Here is a 20,261-nt window from a genome sequence, read left to right as displayed (position 1 = left end):
CCAGTTCGTTCGCGGAACGGGCGTGCCGTGCGGGAAGTCCTGCTCTGCGGTGCCTACTTGACCGCGCGCAGCGCGTCGACGACACCGGACCCGTAGAAGCCGTTGACGTGCTTGCCGCCCACGCAGGTCGCGTCGACGACGCCGTCGCCGTCCCCGTCGTAGGGTCCCGCCGGGCAACCCGGGTTGTCCGCCTCGGCCTTCAGCAGGGCCAGCAGCCGGGCCGGGGTGGCGTGCGGGTGCGTCGACTTCAGCAGCGCGGCCACCGCGGCCACGTGCGGGGAGGCCATCGAGGTGCCCTGGAGGAAGCCGTACTGGTCGTTCGGCAGGGTGGACAGGATGCGGCCGTTCTTCGACGGGGTGTCCGGGATCTGGTACTTGTCGCCGCCCGGGCCCGCCACGTCGACGACCCCCCGGCCGTAGCTGGAGTAGTACGACTTCGTGTCGTTGACGCCGACCGCGCTCACGGTGACCACGCCGGGCAGCTGGGTCGGTACGTCGAAGCACTCGTGCGGGTCGACCGTCCGGGTGGTGGCCGTCGAGTCGTCCGGGCTCGAGGTGTCCGTCAGGGCGTGCGAGTCGAGGTCGTCGTTGGAGTTGCCCGCCGAGGCCACGTTGAGCGTGCCCTTGCGCTGGGCGTACAGCTGCGCCCTGTTGACCGCGTCAACGATGGCACGTTGATCGGGGTCGTCCATGCAGTTGTACAGCCATGGGTCAACGTAGTAGCTGTTGTTGGTGATCTCGATGCCGTGGTCGGCGGCGAAGACGAAGGCGCAGACCACGCTCTCCGGGTAGAACAGCTGCGTCGCGTCGGGCTGGGCGACCGTGATGCTCGCGACCTTCACGCCCGGTGCCACGCCGGCCACGCCGATCCCGTTGCGGGCCGCGGCTATCTCACCGGCGACGTGGGTGCCGTGGTAGTGGTCGGCGTCCGCCGGCCGCCAGGCGCCGTACGTCGTGTCCGCCTTGCCGCTCACGCAGTTGGCGGACTGCGCGGCGGAGAAGTTCGGGGCGATGTCCGGGTGGGTGTCGTCGACTCCGGTGTCGATGATGCCGACCGTCACCGAACGGCTCCCCGGGTTGACGACGGCCGCCTTGTCGGCGCCGATCGCCCGCAGGTCCCACTGGTCGGCCTCCAGAGGCTCCTGGCCCGCCGCCGCCCGCTGCCCGACCCGGGCGGCCTCCGCCTTCGACAGCACCTGTACGGCGCCCTCGTCCGTGGTTCCCGCAGCGCTCAGCGGGGCCGTCCGGGTGGCGCCCGCCGACTGCACCCCGCGCACCGCGCGCAGCGCAGCGCCGAAGTCCGGGTTCGCCGAGTGCACGACGATCACGCCGATCCTGTCGTACGTCTCGATGATCGTGCCGCCGTTGCGGGCGATCGCCCGCTGCACCGATTCGATCGTGCGGTGGTCGGTCCTGGTGTTGACGACGTAGGCCAGGTCGGGCCCGTCCGCCGCCCGGGCGGCCCGGGCGGACGGCGGGGCCGCCGAAGCCGCCGTCGGCAGGAGGCCGAGCGAGGCGGTCAGCGACAGGACGACCGGGACGGCGAGCGCCAGCCCGCGTCTGGAACGCAGATGAGCCATGGGGTCTCCACATCATCCGGAACATCAACCGAAAACGGGCCCGCCCAAGACGCGAGTTGCGCTTGGGCAGGTACATGACGGGTGGTGCAGGGCCGAAGCTATCTCCCGTACTCACCGGCCAGCAATGACCGGAGGTGACTTGCGCCGACGACTTCCGAAAGAACCCGGGCGAGTTGAACCCGACCACGCGTGGCGCCGTGACCTCGGGGAGGGAGCCGCAGCAGGATCGAGGCCCCCTGTCGGATTCACACATCGGAGTCGCCTCATCACTCCACGTGTGTGGTCCACATGTCTGTGAGGTCAGAATCCGCATGTCCGTATCGCGAGGAGACTCCGTGGCCACCGAGACACCACCGCCCTCGAACACGCAGACCCGGCACCCCTCCGGCGAGGAGTTCGCCGAGGTGCAGCAGAGTCCGGAGTTCGCCGAACTGCGGCACTCCCACCGCTCCTTCGCCTTCCCGCTGACCTTCGCCTTCATCGCCTGGTACCTGCTGTACGTCCTGCTCTCCAGCTACGCGGACGACTTCATGGGCACCAAGGTCGTCGGCAACGTCAACGTGGCCCTGGTCCTCGGCCTCGCCCAGTTCCTGACCACGTTCCTCATCGCCTGGTGGTACGCCCGGCACGCCGCCGCCAAGCTCGACCCCAAGGCAGAGGCCATCAAGTCCCGGATGGAGGGCGGCGCATGAGCCCCGCGATCACGCTGGCCGCGGACAGCCCCGCGATCACACTGGCGGCCGGCGAGGCCGGCCAGCACCGGACGCTGATCATCACCCTGTTCGCGGTGTTCGTCGCCGCGACCCTCGTCATCACCGTCTGGGCGGGCCGCCAGACCAAGGACGCCGCCGACTTCTACGCGGGCGGCCGCCAGTTCACCGGCTTCCAGAACGGCCTCGCCGTCTCCGGCGACTACATGTCCGCCGCGTCCTTCCTGGGCATCGCCGGCGCGATCGCCCTGTTCGGCTACGACGGCTTCCTCTACTCCATCGGCTTCCTGGTCGCCTGGCTGGTCGCCCTGCTCCTGGTCGCCGAGCCGCTGCGCAACTCCGGCCGCTACACCATGGGCGACGTGCTGGCCTACCGGATGCGCCAGCGCCCGGTCCGCACCGCCGCCGGCACCTCCACGATCGTCGTCTCGATCTTCTACCTGCTGGCCCAGATGGCGGGCGCGGGTGTCCTCGTCTCCCTGCTCCTCGGCATCACGAGCGACGCCGGCAAGATCGGCATCGTCGCCCTGGTCGGCGTCCTGATGATCGTCTACGTCACCATCGGGGGCATGAAGGGCACCACCTGGGTCCAGATGGTCAAGGCCGTGCTGCTCATCGCGGGCGCCCTGCTGCTGACCTTCATGGTGCTGGCCAAGTTCCACTTCAACGTCTCCGACCTGCTCGGCAAGGCCGCCGACAACAGCGGCAAGGGTGCCGCCTTCCTGGAGCCCGGCCTGAAGTACGGCGCCACCGGCACCAGCAAGCTGGACTTCCTCTCCCTCGGCATCGCCCTGGTCCTCGGCACCGCCGGACTGCCGCACATCCTGATCCGGTTCTACACCGTGCCCACCGCCAAGGCCGCCCGGAAGTCCGTCCTCTGGGCGATCGGCCTGATCGGCGCCTTCTACCTGATGACCCTCGCCCTCGGCTTCGGCGCGGCCGCGCTGATCAAACCCGACGAGATCATCGCCTCCAACAAGTCCGGCAACACCGCGGCCCCCCTCCTCGCCCTCCACCTGGGCGGCGTCGACTCCAACTGGGGCGCGATCCTGCTGGCCACGATCTCGGCGGTGGCCTTCGCGACCATCCTCGCCGTGGTCGCGGGCCTCACCCTGGCGTCCTCGTCGTCCTTCGCGCACGACATCTACGCCAACGTCATCAAGAAGGGCCAGGCCACCGAGAAGCAGGAGATCAACGCGGCCCGCTACGCCACCGTCGGCATCGGCGCGGTGTCGATCGTGCTCGGCGCCCTGGCCCGCGACCTCAACGTCGCCGGTCTGGTCGCGCTCGCCTTCGCGGTCGCCGCCTCCGCCAACCTGCCGACCCTCCTCTACAGCCTCTTCTGGAAGCGGTTCACCACCGCCGGAGCCCTCTGGTCGATCTACGGCGGCCTGGTCACCGCGGTCGGCCTGGTGCTGTTCTCGCCGGTGGTGTCCGGAAAGGAGACGTCCATGTTCCCGGGCGTCGACTTCCACTGGTTCCCGCTGGAGAACCCGGGCATCGTCTCGATCCCGGTCGGATTCCTCCTCGGCGTCGTGGGCACTCTGCTCTCCAAGGAGGCCCCGGACGCCCAGAAGTACGCGGAGCTGGAGGTGCGGTCCCTGACCGGCACCGGAGCGCACTGAGTTTCGTACGACTGGCCGCGTCGACGGGATCGTAGGATCCTACGGCGCGGCCGCGTCGTACCTCGTGGTATCGGGCCTCTCCCGATGTCAGTGCCGTCACGTAGGCTCACTAGGAGACGGCAGAGATCCGATCCGCAACGAGGGAGGGGGCCCGCGTGCTCATCGACACCTATGGCCGGGTGGCCACCGACCTGAGAGTCTCACTGACCGACCGGTGCAACCTGCGCTGTACGTACTGCATGCCCGAGGAGGGTCTGCAGTGGCTGGCCAAGCCCGACCTGCTCACGGACGACGAGATCGTCCGGCTGGTCGACATCGCCGTCCGGCTGCTGGGCGTCGAGGAGGTCCGCTTCACCGGCGGCGAGCCCTTGCTGCGCCCCGGCCTGGTCGGCATCGTCGAGCGCGTGGCGGCCCTGGCCCCCCGCCCCCGGATGTCCGTGACGACCAACGGCATCGGCCTGCGCCGCACGGCGGCAGCCCTCAAGGCGGCCGGTCTGGACCGGGTCAACGTCTCCCTGGACACCCTCCGCCCGGACGTCTTCAAGACCCTCACCCGCCGCGACCGCCACCAGGACGTCCTGGACGGCCTCCGGGCCGCCCACGACGCCGGCCTCACCCCGGTCAAGGTCAACACGGTCCTGATGCCCGGCCTGAACGAGGACGAGGCCCCCGACCTCCTCGCCTGGGCGCTGGCCCACGGCTACGAGCTGCGCTTCATCGAGCAGATGCCCCTCGACGCCCAGCACGGCTGGAAGCGCGACAGCATGGTGACGGCCGGGGACATCCTCGCCTCGCTCCGCACCCGCTTCGACCTCACCCCCGAGGGCGCCGACGACCGCGGCTCGGCCCCGGCGGAGCGCTGGCTGGTCGACGGCGGCCCGCACCGCGTCGGCGTCATCGCCTCGGTCACCCGGCCGTTCTGCGCGGCCTGCGACCGCACCCGCCTCACGGCCGACGGCCAGATACGGACCTGCCTGTTCGCGCGGGAGGAGACGGACCTGCGCGGCGCGCTCCGCTCGGGCGCGCCGGACGAGGAGATCGCCCGCAGGTGGCGGCTGGCGATGTGGGGAAAGAAGGCGGGGGCGGGACTGGACGATCCGCAGTTCGTGCAGCCGGACCGTCCGATGTCCGCGATCGGCGGCTAGCCCCGCTACCCGGCGCACCCGGGCTATCCGTCCTGCTCGGGCGATTCCCACTCCCGCAACAGCACGACGTCCTTCAGGAACCCCCGCACGCCCAGGAACTGGGAGAGGTGCTCCCGGTGCTCCTCGCAGGCGAGCCAGGTCTTGCGCCGCTCCGGCGTGTGGATCTTCGGGTTGTTCCAGGCCAGCACCCACACCGCGGCGGCGCGACAGCCCTTCGCCGAACAGACAACGTCACTCACTGCTTCGTCTCGCACCGCTTCGTCTCGCAAAAAAGCCCCGCAAACAAGGCGACGCCGAGCAGCCACGGGGGGAGCTGCCCGGCGTCGGTCCGTCGCTCCGACGGGGGATGCGGAGCGCGTACGCAGTATGTCATGGGTCACCCTCGGCCCGGCACTGGAACAGCACGATCGATCTGAGCTTTTCTTGAGCTTCGGGCGGAGTCCTCGCCCGTCCGCGCGGGGCCCACGAACTCAGACCGGCTCCTGCCGTTCGCCGCTGACGGTGCCCGCCGCCGGGTCCGCCACCACGTCCTCCGGGACGGGTTCCGCCTGCGTCCCCTCCGCCCGCGGCGGCGCGATCATCAGCCTCGTCGGCGCGACTCCGAAGGTCGACGGAAGCGACGGCGGCCGCTCCCGTCCGGCGTTGGCGATCACGACCGCGACGTAGGGGAGCAGCGCTCCCAGCACCAGGGCCACGACGGCGACGTACCGTTCGACGTTCCACAACGTCACCGCGAGGATCACCGACATGGTCCGGATGGCCATCGAGATGACGTACCGCCGCTGCCGGCCGCGTACGTCCTCCGCCAGGCCGGTACGGGCTCCGGTGATCCGGAACACCTGGACGTTGCCGTCGCCGCGCTGCTTCCGCATCACATTCCACCATTCGCCCGCATCGGACTCTCCCCGGCCCGTACCCCGTCCGCACCCGTTCGGGGAACCGGGCCAGGACCCTTCCCACGGTACGCCGCGCCTGCGCCGCCTTCGAGACCGGGTCGCCCTCCCGCCTGCGTGAACGCCCTGCGCCGTAGCGCGTACGGCGGTACCGACGTGCGCCGTACGGCGTACGGGCCGAGACTTGGCGTAATGCTCACGTCGAGCCGTACGAGGAGGCAGTCATGGGCTGGTTGTGGGCGATCATCGTGGGTTTCGTGCTGGGGCTCATCGCGAAGGCGGTCATCCCGGGCAAGCAGCACAGCCCCCTGTGGCTGACGACCATCTTCGGCATCCTGGGCGCGATCGCGGGCAACGCGATCGCCCGCGCGGTCGGCGTGGCGGAGACGAAGGGCATCGACTGGACCCGTCACCTGTTCCAGCTGGTGGCGGCGATCATCATCGTCTTCCTGGGCGACATGGCCTACACGGCGACACTGGGAAAGCGGAAACAGCGCATCTGACGCGCGCCGTTCACCGCGCTCCGTGCTTCACCGCGCTCCGAGCTTCCCCGCGCCCAGAGCTTCACCGCGCTCCGAAAGGGGCGCGGGGAACTGCGCGACCGGCCACGACGCACTCGCGGCCGGCAACGCACCCCGCACCCCCCACGGCGCTCACGAACCGACGACCTCCACGGCCGCCAGGTTCTTCTTCCCCCGCCGCAGCACCAGCCACCGCCCGTGCAGCAGCTCCGCACGATCCGGCACTGCGTCCTCGGCGGTCACCTTCACGTTGTTCACGTAGGCCCCGCCCTCCTTCACGGTCCGCCGCGCGGCGGACTTGGAGGCCACCAGCCCGACCTCCGCGAACAGGTCGACCACCGGACCCAGCTCGGTGACCTGGACGTGCGGCACCTCGGACAGCGCGGCGGCCAGCGTCCGGTCGTCCAGCTCCGCCAGCTCGCCCTGCCCGAACAGCGCCTTGGACGCGGCGATCACCGCGGCCGTCTGGTCGGCTCCGTGGACGAGCGTCGTCAGCTCCTCGGCCAGCGCCCGCTGGGCCGCCCGCGCCTGTGGACGCTCCTCGGTCTGCTTCTCCAGCTCCTCGAGCTCCGTGCGGGACTTGAAGGACAGGATCCGCATGTAGGTCGAGATGTCCCGGTCGTCCACGTTCAGCCAGAACTGGTAGAACGCGTACGGCGTCGTCATCTCGGCGTCGAGCCAGATGGCTCCGCCCTCGGTCTTGCCGAACTTCGTGCCGTCCGCCTTGGTCATCAGCGGCGTCGCCAGCGCGTGCACACTGGCGTGCGGCTCCAGGCGGTGGATCAGGTCCAGCCCCGCCGTGAGGTTGCCCCACTGGTCGCTTCCGCCCTGCTGGAGCGTGCAGCCGTACCGCCTGAACAGCTGGAGGAAGTCCATGCCCTGGAGGATCTGGTAGCTGAACTCCGTGTAGCTGATGCCCTGGTCGGACTCCAGGCGGCGGGCCACGGAGTCCTTGGTCAGCATCTTGTTGACGCGGAAGTGCTTGCCGATGTCCCGCAGGAACTCGATCGCGGACAGACCCTCGGTCCAGTCGAGGTTGTTGACCATGACGGCCGCGTTCTCGCCCTCGAAGGACAGGAACGGCTCGATCTGGGCACGCAGCCTGCCGACCCAGCCGGCGACCGTCTCGGGGTCGTTCAGCGTGCGCTCGGCCGTGGGGCGCGGGTCGCCGATCAGGCCCGTCGCACCGCCCACCAGCGCCAGCGGCCGGTGACCGGCCTGCTGGAGCCGACGCACGGTGAGCACCTGCACCAGGTGCCCGACGTGCAGGGACGGCGCGGTCGGGTCGAAACCGCAATAGAACGTGACGGGACCGTCCGCGAGCGCCTTGCGCAAAGCGTCCTCGTCGGTGGACAGGGCGAACAGCCCCCGCCACTTCAGCTCGTCGACGATGTCCGTCACGGTTCTCGTATCTCCTTGGGTGGTCTCGTAATCAGGTACGAGGTTATACGCCCTGGCTGACAGAGCTCATATTGAAGTCGGGCACCCGCAGCGCGGGCATCGCGGCCCTAGTGAACCAGTCGCTCCACTCCCGCGGCAGCGTCTTTTCCGTGCGCCCGGCCTCGGTCGCCCGCCCCAGCAGGCCCACCGGCGACTCGTTGAACCTGAAGTTGTTCACCTGTCCGGTGACCTGGCCGTTCTCCACCAGGTAGACGCCGTCCCGGGTCAGGCCCGTGAGCAGCAGCGTCGCCGGGTCGACCTCGCGGATGTACCAGAGGCAGGTCAGCAGCAGCCCGCGCTCGGTGGCGGCGACCATGTCCTCCAGGGAGCGGTCCTCGCCGCCGTCGAGGATCAGGTTGCCGCCCGCCGGGGCCACCGGCAGCCCGGTCAGGCCCGCGGTGTGCCGGGTGGTCGTCAGGTTCTTCAGCTCACCGCGCGCGATCCACTCGGTGGAGGCGACCGGCAGCCCGTTGTCGAAGACGGACTGGTCGCCGCCGGAGGAGTGCGCGACGACGAACGGCGCGGACTCCAGGCCCGGCTCGTTGGGGTCGCTGCGCAGGGTCAGCGGCAGGTCGGTCAGCTTCTCGCCGACGCGGGTGCCGCCGCCCGGCTTGGAGAACACCGTCCGGCCCTCGGCCGCGTCCCGCCCGGACGCCGACCACAGCTGGTAGATCAGCAGGTCGGCGACCGCGGTCGGCGGCAGCAGCGTCTCGTACCGGCCGGCCGGCAGGTCCACCCGCCGCTCGGCCCAGCCGAGCCGCACCGCGAGCTCGGCGTCGAGCGCGCCGGGATCGACGTCCTTGAAGTCCCGCGTGGAGCGCCCGGCCCACGCGGAGCGGGTACGGTCCGGGGACTTGGCGTTCAGCTCCAGCGTGCCGGTGGGCTGGTCGTGCCGCAGGCGCAGCCCGGTCGAGGTGCCCAGGTACGTCGACACCAGCTCGTGGTTGGCGAAGCCGTACAGTTCGCGGCCGCCCGCCCGCGCGCGTGCGAAGGCCTCGCCGAGCGCCGGGGCGAAGTCGGCGAACACGGCGGAAGAGGTCTCGGCGGGTGCGTCGGTGAAGTCCGGCGCCTCGGGTACGCCGGTGACCAGCGGCTGGGCGTCCTCGGCGGACCCGGCACCGCGGGCGGCGGCCTCGGCGGCCCGCACCAGCGGCTCCAGGTCGTCGGCGGTCACCGCCGACCGGGAGACGACACCGGAGGCCGTGCCCTCCTTGCCGTCCACGGTGGCGACGACGGTGAGCGAACGGCCGCGGGTGACGCCGTTGGTGGTGAGCGCGTTGCCGGCCCAGCGCAGGTTGGCGGTGGAGTGCTCGTCGGCGATGACCACGCAGCCGTCGGCCCGCGACAGTTCGAGAGCCCGCTCGACGATCTCGTGCGGCTTGTTGCTACGGGCGCTCATCGACCGGCCTCCTGCGTGGTGTTGAGGATGTTGACGCCCTTGAAGAGGGCCGAGGGGCAGCCGTGCGACACCGCGGCGACCTGTCCCGGCTGGGCCTTGCCGCAGTTGAAGGCACCGCCGAGGACGTACGTCTGGGGGCCGCCGACGGCCGCCATGGAACCCCAGAAGTCGGTGGTCGTCGCCTGGTAGGCGACATCGCGCAGCTGCCCGGTGATCCGGCCGTTCTCGATCCTGAAGAACCGCTGGCCGGTGAACTGGAAGTTGTAGCGCTGCATGTCGATCGACCAGGAGCGGTCGCCGACCACGTAGATCCCGCGGTCCACCCCGCCGATCAGGTCCTCGGTCGCCAGCCCGGCCGGGTCCGGCTGCAGGGACACGTTGGCCATGCGCTGCACGGGGACGTGCCCGGGGGAGTCGGCGTAGGCGCACCCGTTGGAGCGGTCGAAGCCGGTCAGCCGCGCGATCCTGCGGTCCAGCTGGTAGCCGACGAGCCTGCCGTCCTTGACCAGGTCCCAGGACTGGGCCGCGACGCCCTCGTCGTCGTACCCGACGGTCGCCAGGCCGTGCTCGGCGGTGCGGTCACCGGTGACGTTCATCAGGTCGGAGCCGTACTTCAGCTTGCCGAGCTGGTCGAAGGTGGCGAAGGAGGTGCCGGCGTAGGCGGCTTCGTAGCCGAGCGCGCGGTCCAGCTCGGTGGCGTGGCCGATGGACTCGTGGATGGTCAGCCACAGGTTGGAGGGATCGACCACCAGGTCGTACAGCCCCGCCTCGACGCTCGGCGCCCGCATCTTCTCGGCCAGCAGCTCCGGGATCTGCTCCAGTTCGGTGTCCCAGTCCCAGCCGGTGCCGGTGAGGTACTCCCAGCCGCGGCCGACCGGCGGCGCGATGGTCCGCATCGAGTCGAACTCGCCGCTGGACTCGTCGACCGACACGGCCGTCAGCTGCGGATGCAGCCGCACCCGCTGCTGGGTCGTCACGGTCCCGGCCGTGTCCGCGTAGAACTTGTTCTCGTGGACGGTGAGCAGCGAGGCGTCGACGTGGTTGACGCCGTTCGCCGCCAGCAGCCGCGCGCTCCACTCCGCGAGCAGCGCCGACTTCTCCTCGTCCGGCACGGTGAACGGGTCGATCTCGTACGCCGAGACCCACGTCTTCTCCGCGTGCACCGGCTCGCCGGCCAGCTCGACCCGCTCGTCGGACCCGGCCGCCTTGATGACCTGCGCCGAGAGCTTGGCCATGGCCACCGCCTGCGACGCGACCTTGGCCGCGGCATCGAGGCTCAGGTCCACCCCGGACGCGAAGCCCCAGGTACCGCCGTGCACGACCCGGACCGCGTACCCGAGGTCGGTGGTGTCCGAGGATCCGGCGGGCTTGGCGTCCCTGAGACTCCAGGACGCGCTGCGCACCCGCTCGAACCGGAAGTCCGCGTGCTCGGCCCCCAGCGCACGCGCGCGTGCCAGCGCGGCGTCGGCCAGGGCCCGTAGCGGAAGCGCCGTGAAGGCTTCGTCGATGGAATGAGGCACGGAGGTCTCCCTGCTGTCGTGGCCTGTCCGTCCGATCATGTCGCGCCCGCGGGTGTACGGACCACATGTTTCGGCCCGGCGTCGGGCCTTTCTGTAGGGATCCGACAGTGACACCCCCGAGCCACTGTCGGTGCCCGCTTGCCCGTGGCGATGGCGGGACCGATAGGTTTTCGATGAAGCCGCCTGTCACGCCAGCTGTTCGGGCGGGTGGTCAGACCGAACGAAAGGGTGATCCGTTGAGCCGCTCGGTTCTCGTCACTGGAGGCAACCGGGGCATCGGCCTCGCCATCGCCCGCGCTTTCGCCGACAACGGCGACAAGGTCGCCGTCACGTACCGCTCCGGTGAGCCGCCGGCCGATCTCAAGGAACTCGGCGTCCTCGCCGTCAAGTGCGACATCACCGACTCCGAGCAGGTGGAGCAGGCCTACAAGGAGATCGAGGACGCGCACGGCCCGGTCGAGGTCCTGATCGCCAACGCCGGCATCACCAAGGACACCCTCCTGATGCGGATGTCCGAGGAGGACTTCACCTCGGTCGTCGACACCAACCTCACCGGCACCTTCCGGGTCGTCAAGCGCGCCAACCGCGGCATGCTGCGCGCCAAGAAAGGCCGGGTCGTCCTCATCTCGTCGGTCGTCGGCCTCTACGGCGGCCCCGGCCAGGCCAACTACGCCGCCTCCAAGGCCGCCCTGGTCGGCTTCGCGCGGTCCCTCGCCCGGGAGCTGGGCTCGCGCAACATCACCTTCAACGTCGTCGCGCCCGGCTTCGTCGACACCGACATGACCAAGGTGCTCACCGACGAGCAGCGCGCCACCATCGTGTCTCAGGTGCCGCTCGGCCGGTACGCGGAGCCCGAGGAGGTCGCCGCGACGGTGCGGTTCCTCGCCTCGGACGACGCCTCGTACATCACTGGAGCCGTCATCCCCGTTGACGGCGGACTGGGAATGGGTCACTGATCACCATGAGTGGAATCCTTGAGGGCAAGCGCATCCTGATCACGGGTGTGCTGATGGAGTCCTCCATCGCCTTCCACGCGGCCAAGCTGGCCCAGGAGCAGGGTGCCGAGATCATCCTCACCGCGTTCCCGCGGCCCACGCTGACCGAGCGCATCGCCAGGAAGCTGCCGAAGCCCACCAAGGTCATCGAGCTCGACGTCACCAACGACGAGCACCTCGGCCGCCTTGCCGACCTCGTCGGCGAGGAGCTCGGCGGCCTCGACGGCGTCGTCCACTCCATCGGCTTCGCCCCCCAGGACGCCCTCGGCGGCAACTTCCTCAACACGCCGTTCGAGTCCGTCGCCACCGCCATGCACGTCTCCGCGTACTCCCTGAAGTCGCTGACCATGGCCTGCCTGCCGCTGATGCAGAACGGCGGCTCGGTCGTCGGTCTCACCTTCGACGCGCAGTACGCCTGGCCGCAGTACGACTGGATGGGCCCGGCCAAGGCCGCCCTGGAGGCCACCAGCCGCTACATCGCGCGCGACCTGGGCAAGCAGAACATCCGCTGCAACCTCATCTCGGCCGGCCCCATCGGCTCCATGGCCGCCAAGTCCATCCCGGGCTTCAGCGACCTGGCCGCCGTCTGGGACCACCGCTCCCCGCTGGAGTGGGACCTCAAGGACCCGGAGCCGGCCGGCAAGGGCATCGTCGCCCTGCTGAGCGACTGGTTCCCGAAGACCACCGGCGAGATCATCCACGTGGACGGCGGTCTGCACGCCATCGGCGCCTGACCCGCACCCGCGGACTCTCCGAGGCCCGTGTCCCGCGAGGGGTACGGGCCTCACCCGTTCGGCCCACCGGCCGGGTGATCACCCGCCGGGCGGCGCACCCTGGAGACGCGGCGGCACACCCTGGTTGCGCGTGCACCGCGCGACGTCCCTCCCCAGCCCGGCCGAGGAGGTCCCCCTTGTGCGCCTTTCCCGCAGCCTGGCCCCGGTGACCCTGGCCCTCGCCCTCGTGGTGTCGCCGCCCTGCGCCGCCGAGTCCCACGCGCGCGTGCCGAACGCGCACAAGCCGGCCCCACAGCTGTTCGGTGCGTCGTGCCGCACCACCGTCCGCGGCTCCCACGTGGTGGCCTACTGCCACAACCCCTACGTCGACACGGACCGGGTCCGGCTGCACATCGAGTGCGCCCAGTGGTGGGACATCGACGCCGACGGTTCGCCGGCCGACACCGGCCCGGCGATGACCGTACGGCTCTCCGGCCGCTGCTGGAAGGACGTGCGTGCGGTGTGGATCAGTCACGAGAAGGTGAGCTGAACCGGTCCGGACGGCACAGGAACGGGTAGCTCGCCGCCTCCTTGGCTGCCGCGTCCGCGTCGCCCGCGCGGATCGCCTCGACCAGCCGGGTGTGGTCCATGTACGACTGCGGCGTCAGCTCGGCGCCGACGTCCGCGCGCAGCCACTCCCGCAGCACCTCGCCCAGGTCGGCGTACATCGCCGTCAGCACGTCGTTGTGCGAGGCGGCCACCACGGCCAGGTGCAGGGTCGCGTCCGCCGTCACGAAGGCCTCGGCATCGCCTGACCGCCAGGCCTGCTCGCGGCGGGCCAGGAGGGCGTCGAGCTGCCTGAGGTCCTTCTCGGTGCGGCGCGCCGCGGCCAGCCGGGCGGCCGACGACTCCAGCGTGGAGCGCAGCTCGGCGATGTGCCGGGGGTCGGCCCCGGCGAACCGGCGGTGCATCACGCCGGCCAGCTCACTGGTGGCCGAGACGTACGTTCCCGAGCCCTGGCGGATGTCCAGCAGGCCGTTGTGGGCCAGCGCCCGGACGGCCTCCCGGACCGTGTTGCGGGCCACCCCGAGCTGCTCGACCAGCTCCGGCTCGGTGGGGATGCGCGAGCCGACCGGCCACTCGCCCGAGGTGATCTGGTTCCGCAGCGCGGCGATGACCTGCTCGGACAGCGCCGAGCGGCGCGGATGACTCAGAGGCATGACACACCTTCGCATGCGAGGGCCCGGCGGGAGCGGCCGGGGCAGTCCAGGACGGGCCAGGACAAGCCGGGGCAGGCCGGGGTAGTCCGGGGTAGTCCGAGGATGGACAACCATTCATCCCATGATTCTATGATGGCCTCATGGTAGGCAAGGAAAACGGCACGACGGCCTCCGGGGCCACCGCGGCAACCGGGATGGCCGGGACGGACGACACGGCTGAGACGGCGAGGACAGCTGAGACGGCTGGCGCGGCCGGGGCGGCCGGGACAGCACCCGCGACGGCGTCCGATGGCAGCCCCGCGACCGCCACGCGCGCGTGGGCGACACGGCTGGTCGTCGTCGGCATCGTGCTGTCCGCCGTCAACCTCCGGCCCGCCATCACCAGCCTCGGCGCGCTCCTGGAGGAGGTCCGCGACGGCCTCGGCATGAGCGGCAGCGTGGCCGGACTGCTCACCTCCGTGCCCCCGCTCTGCTTCGCCGTCTTCGGTGTCACGGCCCCCCGTCTCGCCCGCCGCTTCGGCCCGGCGGCCGTGGTCTGCGCGGGCATGGTGGCCGTCACGGCCGGCCTGCTGATACGGCCGTACGCCGGGAGCACCGCCGGGTTCCTGGCCGGCAGTGCCCTCGCGCTCATGGGTATCGCGGTCAGCAACGTGCTGATGCCGGTCATCGTCAAGCGCTGGTTCCCCGACCGGGTCGGCTCCATGACCGGTCTCTACTCGATGGCCCTCGCCGCCGGCACCTCGGTGGCCGCCGCGGTGACCGTGCCCCTGACCGACGCCCTCGGCGGCAGCTGGCAGACCGGGCTCGCGGTCTGGGCCGCGCTCGCGGCCGTCGCGGTGCTGCCGTGGGTCCCGCTGGTACGCGACCGCGGAACGGCACCGGCCCCCGAGGCCGAGGCACGCGCGCGTGCGGAGCGGCAGCAGCCCGCGCTGCGGATCACCCGCAGCCGTACCGCCTGGGCGCTCGCCGTCTTCTTCGGGCTCCAGGCCACGGCCGCCTACATCACGATGGGCTGGATGGCGCAGATCTTCCGGGACGCCGGGGTCTCCGCGGGCACCGCCGGACTGCTGCTGGCCGTCACCATGGTGATGGGCGTACCGCTGGCCTTCGTCATCCCGCGCGTGGCCACCCGGCTGCCGCACCAGGGCCCGATCGTGATCGCGCTCGGCGTCTGCGGCCTCGCCGGATACGCCGGCCTGTACCTCGCGCCCGCCGGCGGCGCCTGGGCCTGGGCCGTCCTGCTGGGCATCTCGAACTGCGCCTTCCCGCTGGCCCTCACCATGGTCGGGATGCGGGCCAGGACCGGCGCAGGCGTCGCCCAGCTCTCCGCCTTCGCCCAGAGCACCGGCTACCTGATCTCCATCCCCGGCCCGCTGCTGGTGGGCGTGCTCTACCAGCACAGCGGCGGCTGGGGCCTGCCGATCGCCCTCATGGTCGGCCTCATGATCCCGCAGATGGCCGTCGGCGTCCTGGCGGGCCGCGACCGCATCGTGGAGGAGGAGGCGGCCGCGGCCGCCTGATCCCGCACCCGGCCCCCACCGACTCCCGCCGCCCCCGGTGACCCTCGTGGGTCGTTGTCGGACTGTGCCGGCCGTGTCGCGGCCACCCCGCGCGGGCGGTCACCCCCCGGGGGTGCCAGACTGGCCCCATGCCAGTGCTCGACCCGAACCCCCAGAACGGTCAGAAGAAGATGCTGATCGTCTTCGGCTCGTTCTTCGCCATCTTCGTCGTCATCGCCGTCATCGCGACCCTCGCGTCCCCCTGACCACGGCCGGCCACCGCCCCCGCGGCCGGTGGTGGGGCTAGCACCACCATCCCCTAGGGGGTGAGGGTCAGGGTCAAGTGGGTGGGTCACCGGATGGGGCGGCGACCGCGGATTCCGTAGTTTCGAGGTGTGGCCGCGAGGGCGGCCGACAGACCCCGGAGCCAACGGAGGCGACCATGCCGGCCCCCACGCACACCCGGTCCCACCCGGCGACCCCGGGCAGCGTCGACATCCGGCTCCCCTGGTGGGCGCTCGCCCTTCCCGCGCTCGCCTTCGTCGCCCTGCTGATGCTGATACTCAACCCGGCGGACGCCCACGCGGCCGGCGGGGAGCCCGCCGTCACCCACCTCTTCGCGCGCGTCCAGCAGATGGTCTCCCGTTAGGCCCTGTGGTCGGCGCGGCACCCGCGGACCGGGCGAACGCGCATGTCAACTCCCTGCGCCCGATGGCCTGTTTCATGCGAAGCTGGGTGCCATGAGCGTCGCAGATCCCCGCAGGATTGTCCTCTTCCGCCATGCGAAAGCCGACTGGCCACAGGTGACCGATCACGAGCGACCGCTCGCTGAGCGGGGCCGAATGGACGCCGCCGTCGCCGGACGCAAGCTCGCGGACAGCGGCATCACCTTCGACCTGGCACTGTGCTCCACCTCCGTGCGTACCCGGGAGACCTGGAAGCTCGCCGTACACGAGCTCGCGCACCGGCCGAAAACCGTCTACGAGGAGCGGGTGTACGAGGCCTCGCCCGGTGAGCTGATCGCCGTGCTCAACGAGGTGCCCGACGACGTGCAGACCGTGATCCTCATCGGCCACAACCCCGGCGTGCACGGCCTGGCCGAGATTCTCGCCGGCAGCGCGGACACCGAGGCCCGTGAGCGGATGGACCGCCGGGGCTTCCCCGCCGCCGCCTTCGCGGTCCTGACGCACGAGGGCTCCTGGAAGGCCCTGGAGCCCGGTGCGGCCGCGCTCGCGGACTACTGGGCGCCGTCCGAGTGAGACGTGGGACCACCGCACCGCCCCTGACGTGACACGACGCGGGCCCGGCACCGTGGAGACCGGTGCCGGGCCCGCGTGTCCGGACCGGCCGGACGGCGCTCAGCTCTCGTCGTGGGTGTCCGCCGCCTCGACCTCTTCGCGGGTGACGCCCAGCAGATACAGGACCGTGTCCAGGAACGGGAAGTTCACCGCCGTGTGCGCGGCCTCGCGGACCACCGGCTTGGCGTTGAAGGCGACCCCGAGACCGGCCGTGTTCAGCATGTCGAGGTCGTTGGCCCCGTCACCGACGGCCACCGTCTGCACCAGCGGCACGCCCGCCTCGGCGGCGAACCGGCGCAGCAGCCGCGCCTTGCCCGCCCGGTCCACGATCTCGCCGGTCACCCGGCCGGTCAGCTTCCCGTCGACGATCTCCAGCGTGTTGGCCTGGGCGAAGTCCAGCCCCAGCCGCTCCTTCAGGTCGTCGGTGACCTGGGTGAAACCGCCCGACACAACGCCGACTTGGTAGCCGAGCCGCTTCAGCGTACGGATCAGGGTCCGGGCGCCCGGCGTCAGCCGCACCTCCGCGCGCACCTTCTGCACGACCGACTCGTCCAGCCCCTTCAGCAGGGCCACGCGCGCGTGCAGCGACTGCTCGAAATCCAGCTCGCCGCGCATCGCGGCCGCCGTCACCGCGGCGACCTGGTCCTCGCAGCCGGCGTGCGCCGCGAAGAGCTCGATCACCTCGTCCTGGATCAGCGTCGAGTCCACGTCCATGACCACCAGCCGCTGGGCCCGCCGGTGCAGGCCCGCCGAGACCACCGCGATGTCCACGCCCAGCTCGGCCGCGTCGGAGGCCAGGGCGGTGCGCAGCGGTGCGGTCTCCACGCCGGACACCGCGAACTCGACCGCGGTCACCGGGTACTTGGCGAGCCGGAAGATACGGTCGATGTTGCCGCCGGTCTTGGCGATCCGGGCGGCGATGGCGGCCGTCGACTCGGCGGTCAGCGGGTGGCCGAGGACGGTCACCAGGGAACGGCCGAGGCCGCGCGGGCGGTTGTCGCCGTGGCCGGAGATGATCTCCGCCTGCATCTTCATCGACTCGGCCCAGCTGTGCACGGTCGCCCTGAGGTCGCCTTCCAGCCCCGCCGGGGGCTGGGTCACGAGCGTGCACAGCACCAGGCGGCCACGCGTGACGACCTGCTCGATGTCGACCACGTCGACCATGTAGGCGGCAAGAGTGTCGAAGAGGCCGGCCGTGATGCCCGGCCTGTCCTTGCCGAAAATCTTGACGAGGAGAGTGGGGACCTCGGAGGTCTGCGGATCGCTCATGGTGTAACCAAGGTAACCGGCACCCAGTGCCTGCGGCGCAGGTGGTCCGCCTGACGGACACGGAACAATAGATGTCGGGCCGGTGTCGGACGCCTTGCCGCCGCCCTACGAGCGCACGTGCGCGCGATGCCGGCGGCCCGGGCCGGGGTGTACCCCGCCGGACCTCCGGGCACGGCAGGCGCCGAGACACGCACACGGCGGACCTGCCGTGATCCGCACGAACATGCCGTGATCCGTGCGGAGGACGCGAACCGCGCGCCCGGCCTCATCTCCGGGGCCGTCCAGGCGGCGGCGGTGGCGGGGGAGGGGGCGGCGGCGGTGGCCCGGCGCCCGGACCGTTCTGGGGCCCGTCGGGCCGCCGCGTTCCCGGCCGGGGCCGTGCGGAGCGGGGCGGCGGATCGAGGGGGCGCGCCACGGTGGGGGCGCCGTACACATCGCCCGGGCCGGGTGGCGGTACATCGGAGGGGCCACCGCCCGCGCGGCCGCCCTCCGGCGCCCGGCGACCGTCGTCCGCCGGGGGCGGTGCGCCCGGCGCACGACGGCCCGGGACCGGGGATCCGCCCGGCGGCGCCGTCCCCGCCCCCGCTGCGCCGCGGGGCCGCGCTCCTCGGGCGCCCCCGGTCTCCCGCAGCTCCTCCGGCACCCGGAGATAGGGGTTCGTGTTCGGATTCGGCGGCCGGTACGGCGTACCCGGTGCGTACGGCCCCGCCGCCGCGCTCCCGACGAGCCCCGGGGCCCGGTCGGCCCCCGCGTGAGCGGGCCCGCCGCCCGCCGTGCCGTCACCCAGTGCCAGCGGCGCCGTCCGGGACCCCGCCGCCCCGGTCACCCACGCCAGCAGCGCCCCCAGGGCTCCCGCCGCCGCACCCCAGGCCGCACCCAGCAGCAGCGCCATGCCCAGCTCCCCGTGCAGCCGGATCCCCGCGCCGAACGCGTCGAACCCCAGCACCGACAGCGAGGCGTCCACCGACACGTCCGTCAGCCAGGCCAGCAGGGGAAGCGCGAGCGCGGTGGCGATCCCCAGCCGCACGGCACACCGCCCGGCGAAGCCGGCCGCGGTCCGCCCCGCCGGCGTCCGGACCGCCGTGAACACCCCGGCCAGCAGCATGAGCAGGGCCGACGCGACCCCCAGCAGCCACACCCGCCCGTCCAGGCCGGCCAGGTGGCCGAGCGTCACCGACCGGTCGGACCCGGAGTTCAGGAGCTCGTCCAGGGGGTGCGGCAGGAACATGGTCAGGACACCCGTGGCCCGGCCGTCGAAGGGGACGAAGAGCCCGATCGGGATGCCGAGCCAGACGCCGTTCGGGGCGCCGAGCAGGGCCGCGCCCATGATCCGGGCCGGGTGCGGATCGCCGATCGCCGCGTAGGCCGCCGCCGCCCAGCCGGCCGCCACGGCCACCAGCAGGACCGTCACCAGCGCCGAGGCCGCCGGCCGTACCACCCGGTGCACCGCCGCCCAGCCGGGTGGCAGGGGAGTGCGGCGCGAGGCCAGCAGAGCGATCAGCAGGACGCCGACCGACCAGCCGAGGCCGCCGAGCAGGGTCGCCGTCGTGTCCACGCTGAAGCCGACCGCCGCGTTCGCGTGCACGAGGTCGCCGAGGCGGTCCGGCAGCAGCCCGCCGATGTCACCGATCCCGGGGATCTTCAGCCCGCTGCCGCTGCCGCTGCCGCTGCCGCTGCCGCTGCCGCTGCCGCTGCCGCCGCCCGTCAGCCTGTCCAGGCCGAGCGCACCGCCGTCGATCGTCACGACGGAGTGTCCCGCCCAGGCCAGTCCGCCCAGGACCGCCACGAACAGCACCACCACCGAGCCCGCGCGGGCCAGCAGTTCGGCCGGGGAGATCACAACTCCGGCCGTGCGCAGGGACCGTAAGAAGAACCAGGACAGAAGGAGCGCACCGACCAGGCTCACCCCCAGTGGCGTGATCTCGATGGCCGTGGTGGCCTCCGCTCCCTTCAGGCCGAAAGCGGACAGATCTCCGTCCGGGGTGACCGAACCACCCGCCCCGAGCGCCACAACGGCCGCGGTCATCGGGCCCAGTGAGCCCGCCGCGTCGGCCCTCAGCAGATGCAGGCCCAGCGCCGCCGTACCCGCCATACCGATCAACGCCCAGCTCACGGCGGCTGTCGAGGACAGCACGATGTCGGCCCACGGCAGCCGCCCGCCGTGCCGCCCGTGTTCGACTCCCGTACCGGACGCACCAGCACTCATGACAGGCCCCCCGATCCGCAACCGCGCCGGACCACTCCGCCGCGCTTGTCCCCCTCGCGTGGATTACCACTCTCCGGCCCGGTTTCAACCCCGTCAACGGAAAGAGTTGAAGCGCTCGTACGCGGCCTCCACAAGGCCCGGCTTTCGGTCAGAGGGCCGAGCCTGAAATAGTTCCCGACGATGTTCGACATCCCTAGACTCCCTGTGATGGGGGTAACTCGGGGGACT

Annotated in this window: 20 protein-coding genes; 11 read left to right on the top strand and 9 right to left on the bottom strand. The window is 71.6% G+C overall.

The window, feature by feature from the left end:
* Nucleotides 1-53: 53 nt before the first annotated feature.
* Nucleotides 54-1,580, bottom strand: a complete 1,527-nt coding sequence (locus tag AB0472_RS35980) for a S8 family serine peptidase (RefSeq protein ID WP_366362933.1) — start codon at nucleotides 1,578-1,580, stop codon at nucleotides 54-56.
* A gap of 335 nt (nucleotides 1,581-1,915) precedes the next feature.
* Here AB0472_RS35980 and AB0472_RS35975 point away from each other — a divergent pair, with 335 nt between their 5' ends.
* The 3 genes from AB0472_RS35975 (at nucleotide 1,916) to moaA (ending at nucleotide 5,060) form a co-directional block, all read left to right on the top strand.
* Nucleotides 1,916-2,272, top strand: a complete 357-nt coding sequence (locus AB0472_RS35975; protein ID WP_351498490.1) for a DUF485 domain-containing protein — start codon at nucleotides 1,916-1,918, stop codon at nucleotides 2,270-2,272.
* Complete coding sequence (locus AB0472_RS35970) at nucleotides 2,269-3,915, top strand: cation acetate symporter (protein ID WP_366362931.1); 1,647 nt, start codon at nucleotides 2,269-2,271, stop codon at nucleotides 3,913-3,915. Before AB0472_RS35975 ends, AB0472_RS35970 begins: the two co-directional genes overlap by 4 nt.
* A 155-nt stretch (nucleotides 3,916-4,070) precedes the next feature.
* The gene (moaA, locus tag AB0472_RS35965; protein ID WP_366362929.1) at nucleotides 4,071-5,060 is read left to right on the top strand and encodes a GTP 3',8-cyclase MoaA; all 990 of its coding nucleotides are present in this window, start codon (nucleotides 4,071-4,073) and stop codon (nucleotides 5,058-5,060) included.
* Nucleotides 5,061-5,083: 23 nt separating this feature from the next.
* Here moaA and AB0472_RS35960 read toward each other — a convergent pair whose 3' ends face one another.
* Nucleotides 5,084-5,299, bottom strand: coding sequence for a hypothetical protein (locus tag AB0472_RS35960; RefSeq protein ID WP_351958519.1), 216 nt, complete (start codon nucleotides 5,297-5,299; stop codon nucleotides 5,084-5,086).
* Nucleotides 5,300-5,530: 231 nt separating this feature from the next.
* Nucleotides 5,531-5,932 (bottom strand): DUF3099 domain-containing protein, encoded by a 402-nt coding sequence (locus tag AB0472_RS35955; protein ID WP_366362927.1) that lies wholly within the window; start codon nucleotides 5,930-5,932, stop codon nucleotides 5,531-5,533.
* A gap of 245 nt (nucleotides 5,933-6,177) precedes the next feature.
* Here AB0472_RS35955 and AB0472_RS35950 point away from each other — a divergent pair, with 245 nt between their 5' ends.
* Nucleotides 6,178-6,456, top strand: a complete 279-nt coding sequence (locus tag AB0472_RS35950; RefSeq protein WP_366362925.1) for a GlsB/YeaQ/YmgE family stress response membrane protein — start codon at nucleotides 6,178-6,180, stop codon at nucleotides 6,454-6,456.
* A gap of 150 nt (nucleotides 6,457-6,606) precedes the next feature.
* Here the strand turns inward: AB0472_RS35950 and tyrS are convergent, their stop codons facing one another.
* From tyrS to AB0472_RS35935, 3 genes are read right to left on the bottom strand one after another with little or no spacing between them, the layout of a single operon-like run.
* Nucleotides 6,607-7,875, bottom strand: a complete 1,269-nt coding sequence (gene tyrS / locus AB0472_RS35945; protein ID WP_366362923.1) for a tyrosine--tRNA ligase — start codon at nucleotides 7,873-7,875, stop codon at nucleotides 6,607-6,609.
* Nucleotides 7,876-7,918: 43 nt separating this feature from the next.
* The gene (locus tag AB0472_RS35940) at nucleotides 7,919-9,313 is read right to left on the bottom strand and encodes a metallopeptidase TldD-related protein (protein ID WP_366362921.1); all 1,395 of its coding nucleotides are present in this window, start codon (nucleotides 9,311-9,313) and stop codon (nucleotides 7,919-7,921) included.
* The gene (locus AB0472_RS35935) at nucleotides 9,310-10,833 is read right to left on the bottom strand and encodes a TldD/PmbA family protein (protein WP_366362919.1); all 1,524 of its coding nucleotides are present in this window, start codon (nucleotides 10,831-10,833) and stop codon (nucleotides 9,310-9,312) included. The genes AB0472_RS35940 and AB0472_RS35935 overlap by 4 nt, the downstream gene beginning before the upstream one ends.
* A 236-nt stretch (nucleotides 10,834-11,069) precedes the next feature.
* Here AB0472_RS35935 and fabG point away from each other — a divergent pair, with 236 nt between their 5' ends.
* The 3 genes from fabG to AB0472_RS35920 all read left to right on the top strand — a co-directional run bounded on the left by fabG (nucleotide 11,070) and on the right by AB0472_RS35920 (nucleotide 13,091).
* Nucleotides 11,070-11,789 carry a 3-oxoacyl-[acyl-carrier-protein] reductase gene (fabG, locus tag AB0472_RS35930; protein ID WP_366362917.1) on the top strand — a complete coding sequence of 240 codons (720 nt, stop codon included), beginning with the start codon at nucleotides 11,070-11,072 and terminating at the stop codon, nucleotides 11,787-11,789.
* Between the two features lie 5 nt (nucleotides 11,790-11,794).
* Complete coding sequence (gene fabI, locus AB0472_RS35925) at nucleotides 11,795-12,562, top strand: enoyl-ACP reductase FabI (protein WP_093504744.1); 768 nt, start codon at nucleotides 11,795-11,797, stop codon at nucleotides 12,560-12,562.
* Nucleotides 12,563-12,740: 178 nt separating this feature from the next.
* Entirely contained in the window at nucleotides 12,741-13,091 is a 351-nt protein-coding gene (locus AB0472_RS35920) for a hypothetical protein (RefSeq protein WP_366362914.1), read from the top strand.
* Here the strand turns inward: AB0472_RS35920 and AB0472_RS35915 are convergent.
* The gene (locus AB0472_RS35915) at nucleotides 13,069-13,761 is read right to left on the bottom strand and encodes an FCD domain-containing protein (RefSeq protein WP_366362912.1); all 693 of its coding nucleotides are present in this window, start codon (nucleotides 13,759-13,761) and stop codon (nucleotides 13,069-13,071) included. The genes AB0472_RS35920 and AB0472_RS35915 overlap by 23 nt on opposite strands.
* Nucleotides 13,762-13,901: 140 nt before the next feature.
* On the opposite strand from AB0472_RS35915, the gene AB0472_RS35910 reads away from it, so the two are divergent.
* From AB0472_RS35910 to AB0472_RS35895, 4 genes are all read left to right on the top strand, one after another.
* Nucleotides 13,902-15,281, top strand: a complete 1,380-nt coding sequence (locus tag AB0472_RS35910) for a CynX/NimT family MFS transporter (protein ID WP_366362910.1) — start codon at nucleotides 13,902-13,904, stop codon at nucleotides 15,279-15,281.
* Between the two features lie 128 nt (nucleotides 15,282-15,409).
* Complete coding sequence (locus tag AB0472_RS35905) at nucleotides 15,410-15,526, top strand: SGM_5486 family transporter-associated protein (protein ID WP_351498514.1); 117 nt, start codon at nucleotides 15,410-15,412, stop codon at nucleotides 15,524-15,526.
* 176 nt (nucleotides 15,527-15,702) lie between these two features.
* Nucleotides 15,703-15,909, top strand: coding sequence for a hypothetical protein (locus tag AB0472_RS35900; protein WP_366362908.1), 207 nt, complete (start codon nucleotides 15,703-15,705; stop codon nucleotides 15,907-15,909).
* Between the two features lie 91 nt (nucleotides 15,910-16,000).
* The gene (locus AB0472_RS35895; RefSeq protein ID WP_366362906.1) at nucleotides 16,001-16,519 is read left to right on the top strand and encodes a histidine phosphatase family protein; all 519 of its coding nucleotides are present in this window, start codon (nucleotides 16,001-16,003) and stop codon (nucleotides 16,517-16,519) included.
* 99 nt (nucleotides 16,520-16,618) lie between these two features.
* Here the strand turns inward: AB0472_RS35895 and serB are convergent, their stop codons facing one another.
* Both serB and AB0472_RS35885 read right to left on the bottom strand, forming a co-directional pair.
* On the bottom strand, nucleotides 16,619-17,827 hold the full coding sequence (serB, locus tag AB0472_RS35890) for a phosphoserine phosphatase SerB (RefSeq protein ID WP_366362904.1): 1,209 nt from the start codon (nucleotides 17,825-17,827) through the stop codon (nucleotides 16,619-16,621).
* Between the two features lie 265 nt (nucleotides 17,828-18,092).
* Entirely contained in the window at nucleotides 18,093-20,033 is a 1,941-nt protein-coding gene (locus tag AB0472_RS35885) for a streptophobe family protein (RefSeq protein WP_366362902.1), read from the bottom strand.
* Nucleotides 20,034-20,261 lie beyond the last annotated feature (228 nt).

The sequence above is a fragment of the Streptomyces sp. NPDC086777 genome (assembly GCF_040702065.1).
Lineage (GTDB): Bacteria > Actinomycetota > Actinomycetes > Streptomycetales > Streptomycetaceae > Streptomyces.
The sequence above is the reverse complement of the archived record's forward strand: the minus strand, read 5'-3'. Positions and strand labels throughout refer to the sequence as shown.

Excerpts from the sequence above, each read along its gene's own strand:
- AB0472_RS35980 (WP_366362933.1), bottom strand. The coding sequence starts at position 1,580 with ATGGCTCATCTGCGTTCCAGACGCGGGCTGGCGCTCGCCGTCCCGGTC.
- AB0472_RS35970 (WP_366362931.1), top strand. The coding sequence starts at position 2,269 with ATGAGCCCCGCGATCACGCTGGCCGCGGACAGCCCCGCGATCACACTG.
- AB0472_RS35955 (WP_366362927.1), bottom strand. The coding sequence starts at position 5,932 with ATGCGGAAGCAGCGCGGCGACGGCAACGTCCAGGTGTTCCGGATCACC.
- AB0472_RS35950 (WP_366362925.1), top strand. The coding sequence starts at position 6,178 with ATGGGCTGGTTGTGGGCGATCATCGTGGGTTTCGTGCTGGGGCTCATC.
- AB0472_RS35940 (WP_366362921.1), bottom strand. The coding sequence starts at position 9,313 with ATGAGCGCCCGTAGCAACAAGCCGCACGAGATCGTCGAGCGGGCTCTC.
- fabI (WP_093504744.1), top strand. The coding sequence starts at position 11,795 with ATGAGTGGAATCCTTGAGGGCAAGCGCATCCTGATCACGGGTGTGCTG.
- AB0472_RS35915 (WP_366362912.1), bottom strand. The coding sequence starts at position 13,761 with ATGCCTCTGAGTCATCCGCGCCGCTCGGCGCTGTCCGAGCAGGTCATC.
- AB0472_RS35910 (WP_366362910.1), top strand. The coding sequence starts at position 13,902 with ATGGTAGGCAAGGAAAACGGCACGACGGCCTCCGGGGCCACCGCGGCA.
- AB0472_RS35905 (WP_351498514.1), top strand. The coding sequence starts at position 15,410 with ATGCCAGTGCTCGACCCGAACCCCCAGAACGGTCAGAAGAAGATGCTG.
- AB0472_RS35900 (WP_366362908.1), top strand. The coding sequence starts at position 15,703 with ATGCCGGCCCCCACGCACACCCGGTCCCACCCGGCGACCCCGGGCAGC.
- AB0472_RS35895 (WP_366362906.1), top strand. The coding sequence starts at position 16,001 with ATGAGCGTCGCAGATCCCCGCAGGATTGTCCTCTTCCGCCATGCGAAA.
- serB (WP_366362904.1), bottom strand. The coding sequence starts at position 17,827 with ATGAGCGATCCGCAGACCTCCGAGGTCCCCACTCTCCTCGTCAAGATT.
- AB0472_RS35885 (WP_366362902.1), bottom strand. The coding sequence starts at position 20,033 with ATGAGTGCTGGTGCGTCCGGTACGGGAGTCGAACACGGGCGGCACGGC.